The 18,741-nt window shown below is 63.2% G+C and carries 22 protein-coding genes and 1 tRNA gene; 9 read left to right on the forward strand and 14 right to left on the reverse strand.

The genetic code is table 11. The annotated features are described in order from the left end of the window. Positions 1-5: 5 nt before the first annotated feature. From IOC69_RS01750 to IOC69_RS01770, 5 genes are all read right to left on the reverse strand, one after another. Positions 6-2,522, reverse strand: coding sequence for an FAD-dependent oxidoreductase (locus IOC69_RS01750; protein ID WP_290541799.1), 2,517 nt, complete (start codon positions 2,520-2,522; stop codon positions 6-8). Positions 2,523-2,731: 209 nt separating this feature from the next. Then, positions 2,732-3,268 carry a DUF924 family protein gene (locus IOC69_RS01755; protein ID WP_290541800.1) on the reverse strand — a complete coding sequence of 179 codons (537 nt, stop codon included), beginning with the start codon at positions 3,266-3,268 and terminating at the stop codon, positions 2,732-2,734. Beyond that, the gene (mobB, locus tag IOC69_RS01760; RefSeq protein ID WP_290541801.1) at positions 3,265-3,765 is read right to left on the reverse strand and encodes a molybdopterin-guanine dinucleotide biosynthesis protein B; all 501 of its coding nucleotides are present in this window, start codon (positions 3,763-3,765) and stop codon (positions 3,265-3,267) included. Before mobB ends, IOC69_RS01755 begins: the two co-directional genes overlap by 4 nt. Further along, entirely contained in the window at positions 3,762-4,355 is a 594-nt protein-coding gene (gene mobA / locus IOC69_RS01765) for a molybdenum cofactor guanylyltransferase MobA (RefSeq protein ID WP_290541802.1), read from the reverse strand. The genes mobB and mobA overlap by 4 nt, the downstream gene beginning before the upstream one ends. Further along, positions 4,352-4,936: an MOSC domain-containing protein gene (locus IOC69_RS01770; RefSeq protein ID WP_290541803.1), complete on the reverse strand. Its 585-nt coding sequence runs from the start codon at positions 4,934-4,936 to the stop codon at positions 4,352-4,354. Before IOC69_RS01770 ends, mobA begins: the two co-directional genes overlap by 4 nt. A gap of 43 nt (positions 4,937-4,979) precedes the next feature. On the opposite strand from IOC69_RS01770, the gene IOC69_RS01775 reads away from it, so the two are divergent. Both IOC69_RS01775 and IOC69_RS01780 read left to right on the forward strand, forming a co-directional pair. Then, complete coding sequence (locus IOC69_RS01775) at positions 4,980-5,216, forward strand: sulfurtransferase TusA family protein (protein WP_290541804.1); 237 nt, start codon at positions 4,980-4,982, stop codon at positions 5,214-5,216. Continuing rightward, the gene (locus IOC69_RS01780; protein ID WP_290541805.1) at positions 5,213-6,091 is read left to right on the forward strand and encodes a dimethylarginine dimethylaminohydrolase family protein; all 879 of its coding nucleotides are present in this window, start codon (positions 5,213-5,215) and stop codon (positions 6,089-6,091) included. The genes IOC69_RS01775 and IOC69_RS01780 overlap by 4 nt, the downstream gene beginning before the upstream one ends. A gap of 38 nt (positions 6,092-6,129) precedes the next feature. On the opposite strand, the gene IOC69_RS01785 is transcribed toward IOC69_RS01780, so the two are convergent. The 5 genes from IOC69_RS01785 to IOC69_RS01805 form a co-directional block, all read right to left on the reverse strand. Continuing rightward, a complete protein-coding gene (locus tag IOC69_RS01785) occupies positions 6,130-6,480 on the reverse strand; it encodes a Spx/MgsR family RNA polymerase-binding regulatory protein (protein WP_290541806.1) in 351 nt (116 codons plus the stop codon). Between the two features lie 7 nt (positions 6,481-6,487). Continuing rightward, positions 6,488-7,642: a GTP-binding protein gene (locus IOC69_RS01790; RefSeq protein WP_290541807.1), complete on the reverse strand. Its 1,155-nt coding sequence runs from the start codon at positions 7,640-7,642 to the stop codon at positions 6,488-6,490. Between the two features lie 3 nt (positions 7,643-7,645). Then, a complete protein-coding gene (locus IOC69_RS01795) occupies positions 7,646-8,536 on the reverse strand; it encodes a DMT family transporter (RefSeq protein WP_290541808.1) in 891 nt (296 codons plus the stop codon). 5 nt (positions 8,537-8,541) lie between these two features. Beyond that, positions 8,542-9,780 (reverse strand): D-alanyl-D-alanine carboxypeptidase family protein, encoded by a 1,239-nt coding sequence (locus IOC69_RS01800; protein WP_290541809.1) that lies wholly within the window; start codon positions 9,778-9,780, stop codon positions 8,542-8,544. A gap of 125 nt (positions 9,781-9,905) precedes the next feature. Then, positions 9,906-9,991, reverse strand: a tRNA-Leu gene (locus IOC69_RS01805). A 64-nt stretch (positions 9,992-10,055) separates the two neighbouring features. On the opposite strand from IOC69_RS01805, the gene arfB reads away from it, so the two are divergent. From arfB to IOC69_RS01820, 3 genes are read left to right on the forward strand one after another with little or no spacing between them, the layout of a single operon-like run. Further along, a complete protein-coding gene (gene arfB, locus IOC69_RS01810; protein WP_290541810.1) occupies positions 10,056-10,475 on the forward strand; it encodes an alternative ribosome rescue aminoacyl-tRNA hydrolase ArfB in 420 nt (139 codons plus the stop codon). Positions 10,476-10,482: 7 nt separating this feature from the next. Further along, positions 10,483-11,094, forward strand: coding sequence for a YqaA family protein (locus tag IOC69_RS01815; RefSeq protein WP_290541811.1), 612 nt, complete (start codon positions 10,483-10,485; stop codon positions 11,092-11,094). Beyond that, a complete protein-coding gene (locus IOC69_RS01820; protein ID WP_290541812.1) occupies positions 11,088-11,582 on the forward strand; it encodes a disulfide bond formation protein B in 495 nt (164 codons plus the stop codon). Before IOC69_RS01815 ends, IOC69_RS01820 begins: the two co-directional genes overlap by 7 nt. On the opposite strand, the gene IOC69_RS01825 is transcribed toward IOC69_RS01820, so the two are convergent. Both IOC69_RS01825 and IOC69_RS01830 read right to left on the reverse strand, forming a co-directional pair. Next, a complete protein-coding gene (locus IOC69_RS01825; protein WP_290541813.1) occupies positions 11,555-12,121 on the reverse strand; it encodes an HNH endonuclease in 567 nt (188 codons plus the stop codon). The genes IOC69_RS01820 and IOC69_RS01825 overlap by 28 nt on opposite strands. A gap of 63 nt (positions 12,122-12,184) precedes the next feature. Continuing rightward, positions 12,185-12,814 carry a DNA-3-methyladenine glycosylase 2 family protein gene (locus IOC69_RS01830; protein WP_290541814.1) on the reverse strand — a complete coding sequence of 210 codons (630 nt, stop codon included), beginning with the start codon at positions 12,812-12,814 and terminating at the stop codon, positions 12,185-12,187. 45 nt (positions 12,815-12,859) lie between these two features. On the opposite strand from IOC69_RS01830, the gene gluQRS reads away from it, so the two are divergent. Then, the gene (gluQRS, locus tag IOC69_RS01835; protein WP_290541815.1) at positions 12,860-13,645 is read left to right on the forward strand and encodes a tRNA glutamyl-Q(34) synthetase GluQRS; all 786 of its coding nucleotides are present in this window, start codon (positions 12,860-12,862) and stop codon (positions 13,643-13,645) included. Here gluQRS and IOC69_RS01840 read toward each other — a convergent pair whose 3' ends face one another. Beyond that, on the reverse strand, positions 13,646-13,837 hold the full coding sequence (locus IOC69_RS01840; RefSeq protein ID WP_290541816.1) for a DUF1674 domain-containing protein: 192 nt from the start codon (positions 13,835-13,837) through the stop codon (positions 13,646-13,648). Between the two features lie 51 nt (positions 13,838-13,888). Here IOC69_RS01840 and htpX point away from each other — a divergent pair, with 51 nt between their 5' ends. The 3 genes from htpX (at position 13,889) to purH (ending at position 17,826) form a co-directional block, all read left to right on the forward strand. Then, on the forward strand, positions 13,889-14,803 hold the full coding sequence (htpX, locus tag IOC69_RS01845) for a zinc metalloprotease HtpX (RefSeq protein ID WP_290541946.1): 915 nt from the start codon (positions 13,889-13,891) through the stop codon (positions 14,801-14,803). Then, the gene (locus tag IOC69_RS01850) at positions 14,800-16,107 is read left to right on the forward strand and encodes an RsmB/NOP family class I SAM-dependent RNA methyltransferase (protein ID WP_290541817.1); all 1,308 of its coding nucleotides are present in this window, start codon (positions 14,800-14,802) and stop codon (positions 16,105-16,107) included. Before htpX ends, IOC69_RS01850 begins: the two co-directional genes overlap by 4 nt. 138 nt (positions 16,108-16,245) lie before the next feature. Beyond that, entirely contained in the window at positions 16,246-17,826 is a 1,581-nt protein-coding gene (gene purH / locus IOC69_RS01855; RefSeq protein WP_290541818.1) for a bifunctional phosphoribosylaminoimidazolecarboxamide formyltransferase/IMP cyclohydrolase, read from the forward strand. A 35-nt stretch (positions 17,827-17,861) separates the two neighbouring features. On the opposite strand, the gene IOC69_RS01860 is transcribed toward purH, so the two are convergent. Continuing rightward, entirely contained in the window at positions 17,862-18,719 is an 858-nt protein-coding gene (locus IOC69_RS01860; RefSeq protein ID WP_290541819.1) for a ParB/RepB/Spo0J family partition protein, read from the reverse strand. Between the last annotated feature and the right edge of the window lie 22 nt (positions 18,720-18,741).

The raw sequence follows: 18,741 nt of genomic DNA on the forward strand, positions 1-18,741 counted from the left end.
AGCGGTCAGGCGCGCAGCGTCTTGTTCTCGGGGTCGTAGGGGCTCTCAGGGATGACCGTCGCCTCGAACATCTTGCCGAGGATCTTTATGTGGAGCGCGGTGCCCACCGCCGAATTCCCGGGCTTCACCATGCCCAGCGCCAGCGACTTGTTCACGCGGAAACCGAAGCCGCCGTTGGTGGCGCGGCCGACAAGCTGGCCATTGCGGTAGATCGGTTCGGAGCCGCGCGCGTCCGAGTCGTCGTCGCCTACGCCGTGGACTTCCATGGTCACGAAATTCCAGCCAAGGCCCTTCTGCCTGGCTTCCACCAGCGCGTCGCGGCCGATGAACTGACCCTTGTTCGGGTGCACGAAGCGGTCGAGGCCCGACTCATAGGCATTGTACTCGATCGACAATTCGCGCGGCACGAGGCGGTAGCTCTTCTCGATCGACAACGACGACATGGCCTTGATGCCATAAGGGCGGATGCCAAATTCCTTGCCTGCCTCCATGAGGAGATCGAACAGCGCAATCTGCTGCTCGACCGGGTGGTGGAACTCCCAGCCGAGCTCGCCCACGAAGTTCACGCGCAGCGCATGCGCCGCGCAGTGGCCCACGCTGATCTCCTTGCCGGAGAGCCACGGGAAGGCTTCATTCGAGAGGTCGGCATCGGTCAACTTCTGCAGCACCTTGCGCGAGTTGGGGCCGGCGAGCACCAGCACGCCGAAGCGGCTGGTGATGGAATTGAGCCGCACCGAACCATCGGCCGGGCAGAGCTTCCTCAGGTAATCGTGGTCATGGCGTTCATAAGCGCCGGCGGACACGAGGTAGAAGCGGCCTGGCGCCCACTCATAGACCGTGAATTCCGCGCGAACCCCGCCGCGCGGCGTGAGCAGATGGCACAGCGCGATGCGGCCCATCTTCTTGGGGATCCTGTTGGCGAGAATGGAGTCGAGCCAGTCGCGCGCGCCCGGACCTGACACCTCCATCTTGGCGAAGGCCGACATGTCCTGGATGGCGAGGTTGTTCATCACGTTCCGGCATTCTTCACCCACGAAGGGGAAGTAGTTGGAACGGCGGAACGACCACTTCTCGACAATGCGGCCATCATCCGTGGGCGGAGCATAATTGTGGTTGGTCAGCACATCCGGGCTGTTGATCTCTTCCTTGGTGAGGGCATAGGCCTTGGGCGCGAACCAGCCCGGACGCTCCCAGCCATAGACGGAGCCGAACACAGCGCCCAGATCCTTCATGCGGTCATAGACGGGGGTGCGCTTCAGCGGGCGGGCAGCCGGACGCTCCTCATCCGGATAGTGCGGCGTAAAGACATTGGCATAGGCTTCCTCGTTCTTGGCCTTGAGGTAGCCGCGCGTCGCATAGGGGCCGAAGCGGCGGGGATCGACGCCCATCATGTCGATCGAGGGCTCTCCCTCGACGATCCATTCAGCGAGCTGCCAGCCGGCGCCCCCCGCAGCGGTGACGCCGAAGGAATGGCCTTCGTTGAGCCAGAAGTTCCTCCTGTCCCAGGCGGGGCCGATGATCGGCGAACCGTCCGGCGTATAGGCGATGGTGCCGTTATAGACCTTCTTGATGCCCACCTCGCCGAAGGCGGGAACGCGGGTGATCGCCGTTTCGATGTGGGGCGCCAGCCGGTCGAGGTCCTCCTGGAAGAGTTCGTATTCGCTCTGGTCAGACGGTCCGTCCATGTAGCAGCAGGGCGCTCCGTGCTCATAGGGTCCGAGCAGCAGGCCGCCATTCTCCTCACGCATGTACCAGGAGGAATCGGCCTCGCGCAGCACGCCCATCTCCGGCAGGCCCCTGGCGTGACGTTCGCGGATCAGCGGATGCGGCTCGGTCACGATATACTGGTGCTCGACCGGGATCACGGGAATGTCGAGGCCGACCATGGCGCCCGTCCTGCGGGCGAAGTTGCCGGTGGCGGAGACCACGTGCTCGCAGGTGATGTCGCCTTGGCCGGTCTTCACCACCCATTCGCCATTGGGCTTCTGCTCGATGCCGGTGACCGTGGTGTTGCGATGGATTTCCGCGCCGCGCGAGCGCGCACCCTTGGCCATGGCCTGGGTGAGGTCAGCCGGCTGGATATAGCCGTCATCCGGGTGCTGGATGGCGCCGAGGATGCCATCGGTCTCGCACAGCGGCCAGATGTCCTTGACCTGCTGCGGCGTCAGCACGTTGACCTTAACGCCGATCGTCTCCGCCACGCCCGCATAATACATGAACTCGTCCCAGCGGTCCCTGGTGCGGGCGAGACGGATGTTGGAGACCTTCTTGAAGCCCACATGCTGGCCGGTCTCGGCCTCGAGCGAATTATAGAGGTTCACCGAGTACCGATGGATCTGGCCCACCGAGTAGGACAGGTTGAACAGCGGCAGGAGGCCCGCCGCATGCCATGTCGAGCCCGAGGTCAGTTCCTTCCGCTCGATCAGGACGACATCGCTCCAGCCCTTCTTGGCCAGGTGATAGAGCGTGCCGACGCCGACCACGCCACCGCCGATGACGACCACGCGCGCATGTGTTTTCATATGGGCAAATCCCTCAAGACCCCGAAGATTCGAGCTCACAATAGTGAGCACCATTCAACAGTCGTGAGGCAGAACGACCGGGGCAGGGCAGAATCCGACACGAGCGCATGATCCTTAAGGGTGGGACCCACAATTGCGATAAGATCATGCCCAATCCAACAATCCAGCGCCCGATCCGATCAGGTGATTTCACCTGATCGGAAGATGTTTTAGCCAGCAAAACCGCCCGCCTTCAGGAAGTCCAGTTCCGCCGCCGTGGACACCCGCCCCAGCACCGGATTGCGGTGGGGAAAGCGGCCGAACCGGGCGATGATGTCCAGATGGACCTGGGCCCAATGGGCCTGATCCTGCAGTCCGATGGTCCGGAACAGTGCAACGCCCCGGTGCTGGGCATCAAGATCCTCGGCATGCTCATATGGCATAATCAGCCAGCAGGCTCGGGGCGCGGTGAGTTTCTGGTGGAAACCCTGGCCAATCCACTGCTTGGCCAGCCGCAAGGCCCTCGCGTCAGCCGCGAAGGCCAGCGGGCTGCCGCGGTGGATGTTGCGTGGCGCCTGATCGAGCAGGATGACGAGGCCCAGCGCCCCCTCGGGCGTCTCGCCCCAATGGTCGAAGGCCCCCGACCGCGCGGCTGCCAGGGCCTCACCGAAGCGCACCTTCAGCGCGCCATCGAAAGCCGCATCCTTGAAGAACCAGCGGCCCGGACCGGCCAGTTCCCAGAAGCGCGTCACATCGGCGGGTGTCATGTGAGCTCCATATACGTTTCGATGAAGTGGGCCAGAGCCGTGACATCGTCGCGGTCGAAAACCGGAACGGGTGCGTTATCGATCGGGCCATTGGCCGCAATGGCCACCACAGTGGGATCATCGCCCGCAAGTTCGGGATGCGCAAGTTCGAGATTGCGCACCTCGACTTTGTGATGGCTGTCCCGCTTGTAGCCTTCGACGATCACCAGGTCGCAGGGCGCGAGCTTGCAAAGGATCTGCTCCAGCGTCGGCTCCGCCTCCGTCCGCGATTCATGGATGATCGCCCAGCGGTGGCGGGAGACGACGGCAACCTCGCAAGCACCTGCCTTGCGGTGGCGGAAGCTGTCCCGCCCCTCATGGTCGATGTCGAAGGAATGATGCGCGTGCTTCACTGTCGAGATGCGATGGCCGCGCTTCGTCAGTTCAATGACGAGCTTCTCGACCAGCGTGGTCTTGCCGGAATTCTTAAATCCGGCAACGCCGATGACCTTGTTCATAGGTTGAACTCTGCCGCAATGCGCCCGGCTTCCGCAAGGTCCTCCGGCGTGTTCACGTTGAAGAAGGGATCATAGGGATCAACGGGCCACTCCACGACGGCCGCATCGCACATGCGCTGCCAGTCCTGCAGTCGCGGGACGAGCGGTTTGTCCATTGCGCTTGCAAGGCTGGAGAGAAGTGCCGTTGACCATAGGCCGGTCAAGTAATGTTGTTGCGCCGACGTTGCGGCGATGGCGGCAGGCCGCCCCGCGGCAACAAGGCGCGCCGCCAGATCAGCCGGAAGAAAGGGCGCGTCGCACGGCACAGTCAGCACCGCGTCGCAACCTGTCTCCTTTCCATAAGCGAGCGCCGCGTGGACACCGGCGAGCGGTGTTGCGATATCCGTGCGGATGTCGGCGACGACGGAATGGCCCAGCCCGCAGAACCGCTCCGTCCCGCGGTTTGCATTGAGGACGATGGCCGGTACCTGAGGCGCAAGGCAGGCTGTCACGCGCTCCAGAATACTCCGCCCGCGGATGAGTGCGAACGCCTTTTCCCGCCCCATGCGGGACGAGCGCCCGCCCGCCACGATGACGGCGCAGAGCTTCATACGTGCGCGTAGATCCGCTGCGGCGGAATCCAGATCGTCACGCTGTCGCCCATACGGATCAATCCTTCGGCCTCCACCCAGCCGACCACACCGCGCTTGTGCATGGCGGCGGCGACGAAACCCTTCTTCTGTTCCGGGTGATGTTTCGCGATGATGTCCGCCGGATAGCGGCAGGGATGGTTCTCGGCATCGACCACCACCATGGCGCCGGAGGGAAACTGCAGCCGCGTCGAGGGTGGAAGCAGCGTGAGGTCAGGGATGCCGCTCAGCACCAGGTTGGCCCCCACCCATTCGGGTTTCACCGCGGGAATGCCCATCGTCTCCGCCACCTCGGCGAGCTCTTCCGCGGAGAGGATGGACAGCTGGCGCGAATTCCGCACCTCGGTGTTGCGCTTATACTGCTTCAGCATGCGGCTGTCGGACTTCCGTGTGAGGCCGCCGTGGCAATCGCCCTCCATGCCGGTGAACGACAGGCGGGCTTCCGGCACTTTGCGCTTCTCCAGTCCCGTGTCGCGGTCCGGGCTGGCGAGCAGCAGTTCCACATGGCCTTGGAAGCTAAGCTTGGTGAGAAGTTCCGGCAAGGCTGTATCTCCCTCGTCTGCGATGCTACCCTCTATCCCCAGCATGAACGAAAATCATTCCGAAAACACGCTTGATCTCTCTGGCCTGATTTGCCCGCTGCCCGTGCTGAAGGCCCGCAAGCGGCTGGCGGCGATGGCGCCGGGCGCCATCCTCAAGGTCATTGCCACGGACCCCATGTCCGCCATAGACATGCCCCACTTCTGCAATGAGCAGGGCCATATGCTGCTGGAACAGCAGCAGGATGGGCCGGTGCTCATCTTCAGGATCAGATGCAAATGAGTTTCGATTTTGGCGCATTCAACAATTGGGGCAGCCTCAAGAAGGTGGCAATCCGCGATGTCGACCAGGCGTTCGTTAGCGAGGCCAAGATCGACGCCGAATGGAAGGACCTGAATTTCCACTCCCGCCCCGACCTCGCCAACGCCCGCAAGGAATACAAGTTGGTAGAGGACATTCTCGCCGCAACCGGCGCCGAGGTGATCAAGCTTCCCGCCGCCCCCGGCCTGACGCTTGACTCGATTTACACCCATGATGCGCTGATCGTGACGCCGCGCGGACTGGTTAAGCCGCGCATGGGCAAGCCGCAGCGCCGGAAGGAAGCGGAAATCAACGGTGCGGCGCTCGAGAAGCTCGGCTTCCCCGTCGCGGGCGAGATCACGGGCGAGGGAAAGGTGGAAGGAGGTGACCTTGTCTGGATCGACCGCTTCACACTCTTGGCTGGCGTGGGCTACCGCACCAATCTGGAGGGATTGCGCCAGCTGGGAGAGATCATGGGTCCGGACGTCGAAATCCTGTGGTTCGACATGCCGCACTTCAAGGGCCGTTCAGACGTGTTCCATCTGATGTCCTGCCTCTCGCCGCTCGACCATGACTTGGCTGTTGTCCACACGCCGCTGATGGCGGCCCGCCAGGTCGAGTTCCTGGAATCACGTGGCATCAAGTTCGTCGAGGTGCCGGCGGAGGAGTTCGAGACCATGGGGTGCAACGTTTTGGCCCTCGGCCCGCGGCATGCCATGATGGTCGAGGGCAATCCGGAGACGGAACGCCGGATGAAGGCGGCAGGCGTCAAGGTCGAGGTCATTAAGGGTCATGATATCTGCCGCAAGGGAGAAGGCGGCCCGACCTGCATGACCAGGCCTCTGGTGCGGGAATAAGGAAGGCCAACTGACTGGGGAAACCCGGTCAATTCGGTTCACACCAGAAGTTCCTGGATTTTTTTGGAGAAACCCACCGTCACACTGCCGTCCTTGTGCTCAATGAGCGGCCGCCGGATCAGGGAAGGGTTGTCCACCGCTAGCGCCACGGCTTTGGCCTCTGTGAGGTTCGCCGTCTTTTCTGGCGGGAGGCCGCGCCAGGTGTAGCCGGCCTTGTTGATCATCTTCTCCCAGCCGCCCAGCGCCTTGGACCACTTGGCCACCTGATCCTTGGTGATTGGGCTGTCCTTCACGTCGGAGAAGCTATGTTTGATCTTATGTTCGTCGAGCCAGTCGATCGCCTTCTGGCAGGTCGAGCATTTGGATAGTCCGTAGAGATTGAGCGTCATTGTGCCGTTACCTGTTGAGCGAGAGGGTCTTGTCCGTGAAGGCCTCCGCCCCGCCGGCGATCTGATCGGTGAAGGCGCGGAACAGCCCCTCGATCATCGGTTTCTCGATGTTCTTGACGATGAACACGAGACGGGTCCGCTCATCCTTATCCGGCCAGGCGGGAAGCCTTACTGGAGGATGAAATACGTGCTGAACCCCGTGCAGGACCACCGGGCGTGACGGATCGTCGGAGACTTTCACGATGCCCTTCATGCGCAGCATGCTGGCGCCGTGGTAGGACTTCAGGAGTTCCATGAACAATTCCAGTCCCTGCGGGCTGATGGCGTTGGCCTCGCTGAAGGTGAATGACCGGATGTGTGCATCATGGCGCGAGACGTGATTATGATGATGGTCATCCGCGTGGTCCTGGCCTTGCGGATGGTCATGTCCATGGTCGTGAACCTGCCCCGGGCGGCGGCGGCGCTTCTCGCCTGTCTCATGAGCGTCCGCAGCAAGCCAGTTCTGCACATCGGCCGTCTTGGTTCTTGGATCGAACAGCCCCATCGTGAACAGCCGCCCGGCAGTCGCCTCATTTCGGTGGGTGGTCAACAGCCGGGCGGCGGGCGCCAACTCCCTGAGACGGCCAATGATGGCGAAGAGCATGTCCTCGCCCTCGCGGCCCACAAGCAGATCGACCTTGGTCAGCACGACGCGATCCGCCACCGCAACCTGCTTCACGGCCTCGGGATGGATATCCAGCGTCGCCATGCCGTTGAAAGCGTCAACGACAGTGATGACGCCCTCCAGCCGGCAGCGGGCGAGCAATCCGGGCTCACTCATCACCGCGTGCAGCACCGGCGCCGGGTCGGCCAGCCCCGTGGTCTCGATGACGATCCGGTTGAACGCCTTGATGTCGCCGCGGCTGCGGCGGGCGAGAAGATCGTGGATCGTGTCGATGAGATCGCCGCGAATGGTGCAACAAAGGCAGCCGGATGCCATTTCGATGACGTTTTCATCGGCCCGCTCGACCAGCAAATGGTCGATGCCGACGTCGCCGAACTCGTTGATGATGACGGCCGCGTCGGACAGGAATGGGTCCTTCAGCAGGGCGTTCAGCAGCGTGGTCTTGCCGGCCCCGAGGAAGCCAGTGAGGATCGCGACCGGAACGGGAGCATTGGCCATGGGCTATTTCTTCCATTTTCCAGGCAGGCTCGATGCCACGAGAGCGGCGAGAACGAGCCCGCCTCCGGTATACTGGTTCGCCTGCAGCCGCTCGCCGAGGATGAGCGCCGCGGCCGCCGTCGCCACCACCGGCTCCAGATTATAATAGGGCGCAACTGTAGACGCTGGTGCGAAGCGCAGCGACAGCATCTGAGCCATGTAGGCAACGATATAGATGATCGCCACACCAGACATAAACGTGAACCCCAGGCTGGTGGCAGGCCCGCCCGGCAGGAACCGCAGTGTACCGGACCCGGCATAGAGCGCAATCGCCAGCACCGGCGGCAGGATCACCATGTGCACCAGGCTGCCGAAAGCGGCGGGCGTCATGTACCGCGATATGGCGCGACCGGAAAAGAACTGCAAGGTCGCCCCGGCTGCTCCTGCAGCTGCCAGCAGGATGCCCCGGATATCGAGGCTGTCGAAGCTCGGCCCAACCGCTATGGCCAGGCCGATGAAGGCGACAAGCGCGATCAGAATGCGAAAAAGACCCGGGTTGCGGCCTTCGACCACCGGCGCCAGCAGCATGATGAGCACCGGGAACAGGTAGAAGATGATGACGGCCAGCCCCACCGGAATGAATTGCACCGAACCCAGATAGGCAACGGACACGAACAGCGTTGCCACCGACTGGCCGATGAAGCTGGGCAGCGCGCCCTTGGGCACCGCCATGCGCTCGCCTTGCGCCACGGCGACGACAGAAAAAACGATGGCAATCATGAAGGTGCGGAACAGCGTGCTCTCGATCGCCGGAATGCCGTTGCCAATGGCGCCGCGCACGAAGTTCGGCACCAGGCCATAGAGCCCGGCTGCGCCCAAAGCACAGGCAATTCCCAGTCCCGCCCGGTTGATCATGTGTTTCAGTTCTTCTTCTTTTTCTTGGCAGGCGGGGTTTTCGGCGCGGGTTTCGCAACATCATCACCCTCCGGATCGACCGTGACGGGGGGCCGCGCCAGATCAGGCGCCAGGGCTGCGATCTTGGCAAAGGTTTCCGGTGGGATCACCTCGCAGGGCGCTTTCTCGGCATGGTAGCGCGCGCAGGCCGCCTCGCTTTCGGGCTTGTCGAGATTCCACACGGCAGCGGCAAAACCGCGGTTTTCCGGCAGGCGGATCACCCCGGGCGTCCCCATGAGGTCCATGCCGGAAGGGCTCAGCATGCGACCGCGCAACGCCATGTCGGCGGTCGCCGAATTCTCGTAATTGCCGAAGGAGATGCCCCAGCCGCCCAGACTCTTGGACATGGCCAGGGTTATGGGCTTCTGCTTGCACAACTTGCGGGTCATGTCGGCCGGCACGATGCCACCCGTCCGCACATTGGGAATGGATTGCAGCTGGACGCGGGGCGCGGCCGGACGCGAGAAACCATCCGTCAGCAGCATTTCGGCCAGATCGACACGATGTTTGCCGCTATTGGCCCCTAAGATGACGGCTGCGAGACGATGCCCATCCTCGGTCGCCGTCGCGACCAGATTGAAACCGGAATTGCACACAAAGCCGGTCTTCATGCCATCGGCTTCCTTCATCTGGCGGAGCAGCGAGTTGCGGTTCATCAAGCGGCGCTTGCCGATGGCCAGATAGGGCTGCGAGAAGAAGTGGTCGTATTCCGGGAACTCCCGCAGGATCGTCGAGGCGAGGATGGCGATGTCGCGGGCCGTGGTGACATGGCGGGGGTCGAACAGGCCGTTCGGGTTCTCGAAATGGCTGCCGGTCATGCCGAGTTTGCGGGCCTCAGCATTCATCTCTGCCGCGAAGACCGGGATGCTGCCAGCAGCGGCCTCGGCCAGCACATAGGCCATGTCATTGGCCGAATAGACGAGCAGCGCCTGAAGCGCGAAATCCACGCTCACGGTCTTGCCCACCGGTACCCCGATCTTGCTGGGTGGCTGCGAATGGGCGAGTTCGGACACGGGAAGCTTCTGGTCAAGCTTCATCTCGCCCGACTTCAGTTTCTGGAAGATGATGTAGGCGGTCATCAGCTTGGTGATCGAGGCGGGGTACCAGGGGTCACCAGCGCGGTCCTGGGAGATCACCTCCTGGGTGGCGGGATCGAACAGCAGCGTCGGCCCGGCGGCGACGGCCGGCAGCGCAAAGCCGAGCATGACAAACACAGTGAGAATAAGGCAGAGGGTCGGCAATAGAGGTCTGCTCCAGGTCAGTCGGAAGTGGCGAGGCCGCTCTGTCATTACAGGAATCCGCCCATTCCGCAGCAGCCACGCTGCATCGCTGGTGCCCCTGGAGGGACTCGAACCCCCACGCCCTTGCGGGCAACAAATTTTGAGTCTGCCGCGTCTACCATTCCGCCACAGAGGCACGCGAGCCCCGCATAATTCCCCGCCCTTGCGCCGTCAACCGTAAAGGGGGAGAAGCATTTTCCATGATCCGCATCACCGACTCACTGGCCATCGACGAGGACGAGATCGGCTGGTCCGCCATGCGTGCGTCCGGCCCGGGCGGACAGAACGTCAACAAGGTGGCGACGGCCGTGGAGTTGCGTTTCGACATCGGGAAGGCCTTTCTGCCCGAGGACCTGAAGGCAAGGTTGCGCCCGCTGGCGGGACGGCAGCTGACGCAGGAGGGGGTGCTCGTCATCACCGCGCAGGAGACCCGCTCGCAGGAACGCAACCGCGAGATTGCACTGCAGAAGCTGATCGGGCTGCTGCGCAAGGCCGCGCACCGACCAAAGCGGCGTATCGCTACGAAACCGACGCGGGCCTCCAAGGCGCGCCGTCTCGATTCGAAGTCCAGGCACGCGCAGACCAAGCGCCTGCGCAGCTCACGACCCGACACGGATTGACTCCCTGATGCTCAAACGCCTCTATGACTGGACGCTGGCGCTGGCCGCGCGCGAGACCGCCGAAATCTGGCTTGCCGTGATCGCCTTTGTCGAGAGCTCGGTGTTTCTGATCCCCGCGGATGTGCTGTTTCTGCCCATGGCGCTCGCCCGTCCGGGGCGTGCCTACCGCTTCGCACTCGTCGCCACCGCCGCCTCGGTGCTGGGAGGCATCGTCGGCTACATGCTGGGCCACTATGCATTCGAAGCCTTCGCGAAACCGGTGCTGAGTTTTTATGGCAAGCTCGACGCGTTCAACCATCTCCGCCAATGCACCGGCGAAGACACGCTGATGCTGCTGCTCGTCACCTCGGGCCTCGCGCATCTGCCGCCCATCAAGATCGTCACCATTCTCGCCGGCGTGGCGGAGGTGAGTTTCCTGTTCTTCGTCGTCTCCAGCATCGTTGCACGCGGCGCGCGCTTCTTCGCGCTGGCTTGGGCGTTGCGCCGTTGGGGTGGCCCGATCCGCGACTTCATCGAGCGCCGCCTCGGCTTGTTGGCAGCCATTGTGGCGGGAATCGTCATCCTGCTCTATATCGTCATCAAATATTCGGGCATCGCCGGAAGCGTGACCACATGTTGAACATCCTCACTCCGCAACGCGCGGCCTTGCTGATCTTCGTCGTGGCCTTCGCCACCATCGCGGGGGCATGGATCTTCGAATACTATGGCTATCTGCCCTGCGAACTTTGCCTGAAGCAGCGCTGGGCCTATTACGCGGGCGTGCCTTTGGCGCTGCTCGTGGCTTTGCTTGGGCCGCGAAATCCCGGTCCCGCAAAAGCAGGTTTGATGCTGCTCGGCTTGCTGTGGCTCGGCAGCATGGTCTTCGGCATCTATCATTCAGGTGTCGAATGGAAATGGTGGCCGGGGCCCGCCACCTGCACCGCGCAGGTGGGTTTCACGGGCGGTCTTCCCGATCTTTCAAAGCCGGCGGTGCTGTGCGACACGCCGACAATCCGTATCATGGGACTGTCGCTTGCAGGCTGGAATGCGGTGATCTCGCTCGGCCTCGCCCTGGTGGCCTTCGCCGGGCTGAGGCGAGCTCAGGGGTCGAGCTCGGTATCCCAATAGAGATAATCCTGCCAGCTGTCATGCAGGTAGTTGGGCGGAAAATAGCGCCCGTTGCGGTGCAGCTGCGCCACACTCGGCCGCACCGGCTTCTGCGCCGGAAACATATTGATTTGTTGCGGCAGATATCCACCCTTCAGCAGATTGCAGGGGGAGCAGGCGGCAACGACGTTTTCCCACGTCGTCTGGCCGCCCTTCGAGCGCGGGATCACATGATCGAAGGTAAGGTCGTCATGGCCGCCGCAATATTGACAGGTGAAGCGGTCACGCAGGAACACGTTGAACCGGGTGAAGGCTGGCGTACGCGAGGGCTTCACATAGGTCTTGAGCGACACCACGCTGGGCAAACGGAACTCGAAGGTCGGACTTCTGACGACCCTGTCATATTCGGAGACGATGTTTACCCTGTCGAGGAAGACGGCCTTAATGGTGTCCTGCCAGCTCCAAAGCGACAGAGGATAGTAGCTCAACGGGCGGAAATCCGCGTTGAGAACCAGGGCAGGGCAGGCTTCCGGCGCAACCGGCACGAATTGCAAGCACACCTCACGGGGTCGAATCTCTGAGACGTTACTATATCTTGTGTGGCAATCCTGTGAAGACTCTTCTCAGACGATGGACCTGCCCCGCAAGACGCGATAGTGCTGCCACAGCAGAAGGGCCGCCACTGAGCGGTTGGGGCGCCATGGCGCCCCCAGTTCCACCATCACTCTGCTGGACGGACGATCCACCATGCCGAACAAGTCCTGTGCGGCCACTTGCAGGGCAAGGTCGGGAGCAGGCCAGGCATCAGCCGCCCTCGCCGCCGTCAGCAGATAGATGCTGGCCGTCCAGGGGCCGACGCCTGGAATGTCGAGAAGCCGTCGTTGCAGCTCGTCCTCCCCCATTGTGTGTGTATCATCAAACCATCCCTCAGCGAATGCGGCCGCAGCAGCACGGAAGGTCCGGGCCTTGGCCCCGGAGAGGCCGAGGGCCCGCAATTCCGGCTCGCTGAGTTTCAGGACCTCCTGCGGAGCGAAGCCACCAATGCAAGTAGCGAGTCGCGACCATATGGCTTCGCCGGCCTTGAGGGAGATGAGCTGGTCGGTGACGATCCGCAGCAGGCTCCCGAGCCCTGACGCGGCATGGCGCAGCGGTGGCAGTCCGTGGTGTTCCACGATAGGCCCAAAGCGCGGCTCGATGGCGGCAAGCTGCGCCACTGCCGCCTTTAGGTCATTCTCCGTTTCGAGCCGCTGCATGGAGGCTGTTTGACCTCTGAACGATTTCGCCGCAAGACCTGACCCATGAGCCGCCCCGTCTTCCGCTTCGCGCCGAGCCCCAATGGCTATCTGCACCTTGGTCATGCCTATTCGGCGCTGCTCAATGCCCGTATGGCCGCGGAGTCCGATGGCCACCTGCTGCTGCGCATCGAGGACACGGACGAAAGCCGTTCGCGGCCGGAATTCGTGAAGGCGATTTTTGACGATCTGGCGTGGTTGGGACTGTCATGGGAAGAACCTGTACGGGTCCAGAGCCAGCATTTTGCCGACTATCACGCCAATCTCATGCGGCTGTGGAACATGGGAGCCATCTACCCCTGCTTCTGCTCTCGAAAACAGGCTTTGGCCCGCTCCCTGCCCGTCCGCGACCCCGATGGTCAGCCGCATTACGGTGGCGCCTGCCGTGCCTTGCCGCGGCACGAGGCGGAGGCGCTGATCGCCCGCGGCAATGTCTTCGGCTGGCGGGTCGGCATGAACCAACTGGGCGACCCGCAAGCGGCCGTCTGGGGTGATGCCATGATCGCCAAGCGGCACGCCGGATCGAGCTATCACATTGCGGTGGTGACCGACGACGCGCTCCAGGGTGTCACCGATGTGGTGCGCGGCAAGGATATCGAGCCTGCGACGCCCCTGCACATGCTTCTTCAGCGGCTTCTCGGTCTCCCGGCGCCCCGTTACCTGCACCACGATCTGGTCAGGGATGCGGAGGGCCGGAAGCTTTCGAAGAGCATAGCCAGCACGTCTCTCCGGCAGCTCCGCGCCGCTGGGGCCACGCCGGACGGCATCCGGCATCAGCTTGGCCTTGCCTGATCAGAAATCCGAGGTAATGCCCTTCTTCTCCCAGTCGCCAAAGCGGGTGGGCTCAGGGCCTTCGCGGCCATTCACCTCTCTGGGGAGCTTCAATTCAGGCAAAGTCCGGCGACGCTCTTCAGCCTCGGCCAGCGCGCGCCGGGCCTCGGGGGAAAGCGGCTTGCCAGCCGTGGTCTTGTGGTCCGTGGTCATTGCCCTCATATGGAGGCTGGTCGAAGCATTTGGCAAGGAGGAGTTGGCGGCATGAATACCCTGCGCACGGGATTGCTGATGGCGGCTCTGATGGGCCTGTTCCTGGCGGCGGGCTATTTGCTTGGGCGGCAGCAGGGCATGTTCATCGCTTTCCTGCTGGCGGCGGGCATGAACCTTTTTGCCTACTGGAACGCAGACAAGATGGTGCTGCGCATGCATGGCGCTCGTGAGGTTGACCGGCGAAGCGCCCCCGAGTTCTATGGCCTGGTGGAGGAGCTCGCCCAGCGGGCCGGTTTGCCCATGCCCAAAGTCTATATTATGGAAAATCCCCAACCCAACGCATTCGCCACGGGCCGCAATCCGGAAAATGCCGCAGTTGCGGCCACGACAGGCCTGCTTCGCCTTCTGGACCGGGACGAGATTGCAGGCGTGATGGCTCATGAATTGGCCCATATCCGCCACCGTGACACGCTGGTCATGACCATGACGGCGACCATTGCGGGCGCCATTTCCATGCTCGCCAATTTCGGCTTGTTTTTCGGCGGCGGCCGCGACCGCAATAATCCGCTGGGACCCATCGGTGCAATTCTGATGATCGTTGTTGCGCCGCTTGCCGCCATGCTGGTGCAGATGGCGATCAGCCGCACGCGCGAATATGGCGCTGACCGGGGCGGCGCCGAAATCTCCGGCCAGCCCCTGGCCCTCGCCTCGGCACTCGGCAAGATTTCCGGAGCTGCGCATCAGATCCCGAATGCCACTGCCGAAGCCAACCCTGCGACGGCGCACATGTTCATCATCAACCCACTGTCCGGCATGCGGATGGACAACCTGTTCTCAACTCATCCGGATCCTGGCAAGCGCATTGCCGAGCTGCAGAAACTCGCTGGCGAGATGGGCGCCACGCGCCGGCCCGGCGCGGGTCCGTGGGAAGCAGCACCCAGACATGCACGCGGTCCGTGGGGATGATCCCAGCCGCCACGAAGGGGCTGGAGGCACGCCGCCTCGCCCCCCTGCTGCTGCGCGCCTGCGTCGACCGCACGCTCACCGTGGAGGAGGCGATCTCGGGCAGCAGGGATGCGCAGGCGCTGGAGCCGCGTAACCGCGCTCTGCTCGCAACGCTTCTGCTCACCGCTTTCCGGCACAAGGGCGAAATCGATGCGATCCTGGCGAAGCTTGTCGACCGGCCGCTGCCGCGCAAGTCGGGCGCGGCGCGCGAGATTCTCGTTCTCGGCATCGCGCAGTTGCTGTTTCTCGGCATGGCTCCACATGCGGTGATCGACCTCGCGGTGCGCAGCGCCAAGGCAGACCGGAACGCCCTGCATTTCTCCGGCCTCATTAACGCGGTGCTGCGCAAGGTGGCCAGTTGTGGAGCAGCACTGCGCGACGGGCTGGACGGGCCGCGCCTCAATACCCCGGATTGGCTATGGTCGCGCTGGGCGAAGGCCTATGGCGAGGACAGCGTCCGCGCCATCGCTCAGGCGCACGCCGAAAGGCCCGGCCTCGACATCAGTTTCAAGTCGGATGCGGAGAAATGGGCGGAGCCGCTCGGCGGTAGGCTTCTGCCGAACGGGCAGTTACGCCTGCCTCCCGGCCATGCGCCGGTTCCGGATCTGCCGGGCTTCGTGCAGGGCGCCTGGTGGATCCAGGATGCCGCTGCAACATTCCCTGCGCGGCTGCTGGGCGACGTGCATGGCAAGACCGTGCTCGATCTGTGTGCAGCACCGGGGGGCAAGACGCTGCAGCTTGCAGCCGCAGGCGCCAGGGTGACAGCTCTGGACCTGTCGGAAGCACGTCTCCGGCGTTTGCAAGAAAACCTCGTGCGTACTGGCCTCGCGGTTCAGGTCGTGGCCCAGAATATGCTGAGCCCCGGTCTTTCGGGAGAATGGGATGCCGTGCTGCTGGATGCCCCCTGCTCTGCCACCGGTACGATCCGCCGCCACCCCGAATTGCCCTATGTGAAGGACGAGGCCCAGATCCGCGAACTGGCCAGCCTGCAGCGCCGCATGCTGCGCAAGGCGGCGCTTTTGGTGAAGCCAGGCGGCACGCTCATCTATTGCACCTGTTCGCTGGAACCGGAGGAGGGCGAGACACGGGTTAGCGGATTTCTGAGGGACAACCCGGATTTCGGGATCATAGCGGCCGGGGGAAGCTGGCTTCCCGAGGGTGCGGTCAGGCCCGAGGGCTGGGTGCGGACTCTGCCATCGATGCAGTATGGCGGCTCGGCTGGGATGGACAGTTTCTTCGCGGCGGCACTGCACCGCCACGCCTGAATTGGCGCCGGTCAGGTGGACACACGTGGTCGGCAAGAACATGCGCCAGATCAAAAGCGTGAGCATGATCCGCGAAAGAGGTTCCACTTTTGCGGATCATGTTCTAAGCGGGCGGCGATCTCAACATCCGAGGCGCCGATGACCGAGCCTGTCCGCCACGCCCTGCTTTCCGTGTCCGACAAGAGCGGGCTCGTTTCCTTCGCAGCGAAACTCGTTTCTCTCGGGATCGAGCTGATCTCGACTGGCGGCACGGCCAGAGCCCTCGCAGAGGCGGGGCTGCCCGTCATCGAGGTATCGCGTCTCACGGGTTTTCCGGAAATCATGGACGGACGGGTAAAGACGCTTCATCCTGCCATTCACGGCGGACTTCTGGGCATTCGCACCAGGGCCGCGCACAAGGCGGCAATGGAGAGCCACGGCATCTGCCCGATCGGCCTTCTGGTGGTCAACCTTTATCCCTTCGAGGCAACGGTGGCGCGGGGCGCCTCATGGGAAGACACGGTCGAGAACATCGATGTCGGCGGTCCGGCAATGATCCGGGCGGCGGCGAAGAACCACGATAGCGTCACGGTGATTGTCGATCCCGCCGATTACGAGGTCGTGGCCGGTGAGCTCGCGTCGGGCGGCAATCTGACCGCGTTGGAGACTCGCCGGTCCCTCGCCGCCAAGGCCTTTGCCCGCACCGCGAGTTATGATGCGGCCATCAGTCAATGGTTTGGTGCCCAATGGGGCGATCCTTTGGGCAGCTATTTCGCAACCGGCGGCGCCAGGCTTCAGGCCTTGCGTTATGGCGAAAACCCGCATCAGCAGGCCGCCTTCTATTCTGTTCCAGGCGAGCGCTTCGGCATCGCTGCGGCGCGTCAGCTGCAGGGCAAGGAACTCTCCTACAACAACATAAACGACACGGACTCGGCGCTCGAATGCCTGGCGGAATTTGCCGGCGGCGGGCAGGCCGCCTGCGTCATCCTCAAGCACGCCAACCCCTGCGGCGTTGCCGTCGCTGCGGATTCCGCCTCCGCCTATCGCAAGGCGCTGGCCTGCGACCCGGTAAGCGCATTTGGCGGCATCGTGGCGTTGAGCGAGCCGCTGGACGCCAGAGCTGCGGCGGAAATCACCGAGCTGTTCACGGAAGTGATTATTGCTCCGTATGCGGATGAAAAGGCGGTTGAGATCGTTTCAAGGAAGAAGAATCTGCGCTTGCTTCTGCTCGACGGGCGGCCGCTGTCGGGTACCGGGCTGGCGGTGAAGTCGGTTGGCGGCGGCTTACTGGTGCAGACGCGCGACACGAATCCCATGGACGCGATGGATCTCAAGGTGGTGACAAAGCGGCAGCCGACACCCGCGGAACTCGCCGACATGCAATTTGCCTTCCGCGTCGCCAAGCATGTGAAATCCAATGCCGTCGTCTATGCGAAGAACGGGGCCACCGTCGGCATTGGCGCGGGGCAGATGTCGCGGGTCGATTCGGCGCGCATTGCGGCGCTCAAGAATGCCGGTGTTTCGCAGGCGGCGGGGCTCTCCGAGCCATCGATCCGTGGCTCCGTCGTTGCGTCGGATGCCTTTTTCCCTTTCCCGGACGGACTGCTTGAGGCCGCTGAAGCCGGGGCTACGGCGGTGATCCAGCCGGGCGGGTCGATGAAGGACGAGGATGTGATCCGTTCCGCGGATGAGAATGGCTTGGCCATGATCTTCACCGGCGTCAGGCACTTCCGCCATTAGCGCAAGTTACGATCAGGTGGAATTGAAACCTGCTCCTATCTCTGCAAACGTCGGCAAACGTCCTCGAGCTGATCGAGCGTTTTGTAACTGATCACCATGACGCCACTGCCGTCGTCCCTGTGGGTGATTTCGAGCTTCAGCCCGATGGCCTCCGACACCAGTTTTTCGAGGGCGCGCGTGTCGGCATCCTTCTCCGGCTTAATCTTCTGCTTCTTGGGCGCTGATGTTTCGCGCGCCAGCTTCTCTGCCTCGCGCACTGAGAGGCCAAGCTTTATGATCCGGGCTGCAAGTTCCGCAGGCGAATCGGTTGCCACCAAGGCACGCGCATGGCCGGCGGTGAGACGGCCCTGCTCGATCTCGGCGCGCACCGCCTCCGGCAGGCTCAACAGGCGCAGTGTATTGGCGATGTGGCTGCGGCTCTTGCCGATTGAGTCAGCCAGCTGCTGCTGGGTGTAACTGAATTGCTCAAGCAGCATGCTGTAGGCGCGGGCCTCTTCCAGCGCGTTGAGGTCGGATCGCTGGATATTCTCGATCAGGGCAATTTCCAGCGCCTCCCCGTCGGTGAGGTCGCGGATCAGCACGGGGACCTCGTGCACGCCGGCGCGTTGCGCGGCACGCCAGCGGCGCTCGCCCGCCACGATTTCATATTCGCCGTTGGCAATGGGCCGCACGACGATAGGCTGCAACAGACCCTTCTCCCGGATCGATCTTGATAGATCCTCGATGTCGGCCTCCGCGAAGTTCTTGCGCGGATTGTTGGGGCTGGCCTTGAGCAGGTCGACGGGCATGTGGCGCAGCGAGCGCACGTCCTGCACCACGGCCTCCTCGCTGGTGTCCTCACCGATCAGCGCGGCCAGTCCGCGGCCAAGTCGCTTCTTTTGAGGGCTTCCCATGTCCATGTCTCGTCCAATTCTC

It is taken from the genome of Aestuariivirga sp. (assembly GCF_020252405.1).
Classification (GTDB): domain Bacteria; phylum Pseudomonadota; class Alphaproteobacteria; order Rhizobiales; family Aestuariivirgaceae; genus Aestuariivirga.

Coding starts and splice junctions, on each gene's coding strand:
- IOC69_RS01750 (WP_290541799.1), bottom strand. CDS start 2,522: ATGAAAACACATGCGCGCGTGGTCGTCATCGGCGGTGGCGTGGTCGGC.
- IOC69_RS01755 (WP_290541800.1), bottom strand. CDS start 3,268: ATGACACCCGCCGATGTGACGCGCTTCTGGGAACTGGCCGGTCCGGGC.
- mobB (WP_290541801.1), bottom strand. CDS start 3,765: ATGAACAAGGTCATCGGCGTTGCCGGATTTAAGAATTCCGGCAAGACC.
- mobA (WP_290541802.1), bottom strand. CDS start 4,355: ATGAAGCTCTGCGCCGTCATCGTGGCGGGCGGGCGCTCGTCCCGCATG.
- IOC69_RS01775 (WP_290541804.1), top strand. CDS start 4,980: ATGAACGAAAATCATTCCGAAAACACGCTTGATCTCTCTGGCCTGATT.
- IOC69_RS01780 (WP_290541805.1), top strand. CDS start 5,213: ATGAGTTTCGATTTTGGCGCATTCAACAATTGGGGCAGCCTCAAGAAG.
- IOC69_RS01785 (WP_290541806.1), bottom strand. CDS start 6,480: ATGACGCTCAATCTCTACGGACTATCCAAATGCTCGACCTGCCAGAAG.
- IOC69_RS01790 (WP_290541807.1), bottom strand. CDS start 7,642: ATGGCCAATGCTCCCGTTCCGGTCGCGATCCTCACTGGCTTCCTCGGG.
- IOC69_RS01795 (WP_290541808.1), bottom strand. CDS start 8,536: ATGATCAACCGGGCGGGACTGGGAATTGCCTGTGCTTTGGGCGCAGCC.
- IOC69_RS01800 (WP_290541809.1), bottom strand. CDS start 9,780: ATGCTCGGCTTTGCGCTGCCGGCCGTCGCCGCCGGGCCGACGCTGCTG.
- arfB (WP_290541810.1), top strand. CDS start 10,056: ATGATCCGCATCACCGACTCACTGGCCATCGACGAGGACGAGATCGGC.
- IOC69_RS01815 (WP_290541811.1), top strand. CDS start 10,483: ATGCTCAAACGCCTCTATGACTGGACGCTGGCGCTGGCCGCGCGCGAG.
- IOC69_RS01820 (WP_290541812.1), top strand. CDS start 11,088: ATGTTGAACATCCTCACTCCGCAACGCGCGGCCTTGCTGATCTTCGTC.
- IOC69_RS01830 (WP_290541814.1), bottom strand. CDS start 12,814: ATGCAGCGGCTCGAAACGGAGAATGACCTAAAGGCGGCAGTGGCGCAG.
- gluQRS (WP_290541815.1), top strand. CDS start 12,860: ATGAGCCGCCCCGTCTTCCGCTTCGCGCCGAGCCCCAATGGCTATCTG.
- IOC69_RS01840 (WP_290541816.1), bottom strand. CDS start 13,837: ATGACCACGGACCACAAGACCACGGCTGGCAAGCCGCTTTCCCCCGAG.
- htpX (WP_290541946.1), top strand. CDS start 13,889: ATGAATACCCTGCGCACGGGATTGCTGATGGCGGCTCTGATGGGCCTG.
- IOC69_RS01850 (WP_290541817.1), top strand. CDS start 14,800: ATGATCCCAGCCGCCACGAAGGGGCTGGAGGCACGCCGCCTCGCCCCC.
- purH (WP_290541818.1), top strand. CDS start 16,246: ATGACCGAGCCTGTCCGCCACGCCCTGCTTTCCGTGTCCGACAAGAGC.
- IOC69_RS01860 (WP_290541819.1), bottom strand. CDS start 18,719: ATGGGAAGCCCTCAAAAGAAGCGACTTGGCCGCGGACTGGCCGCGCTG.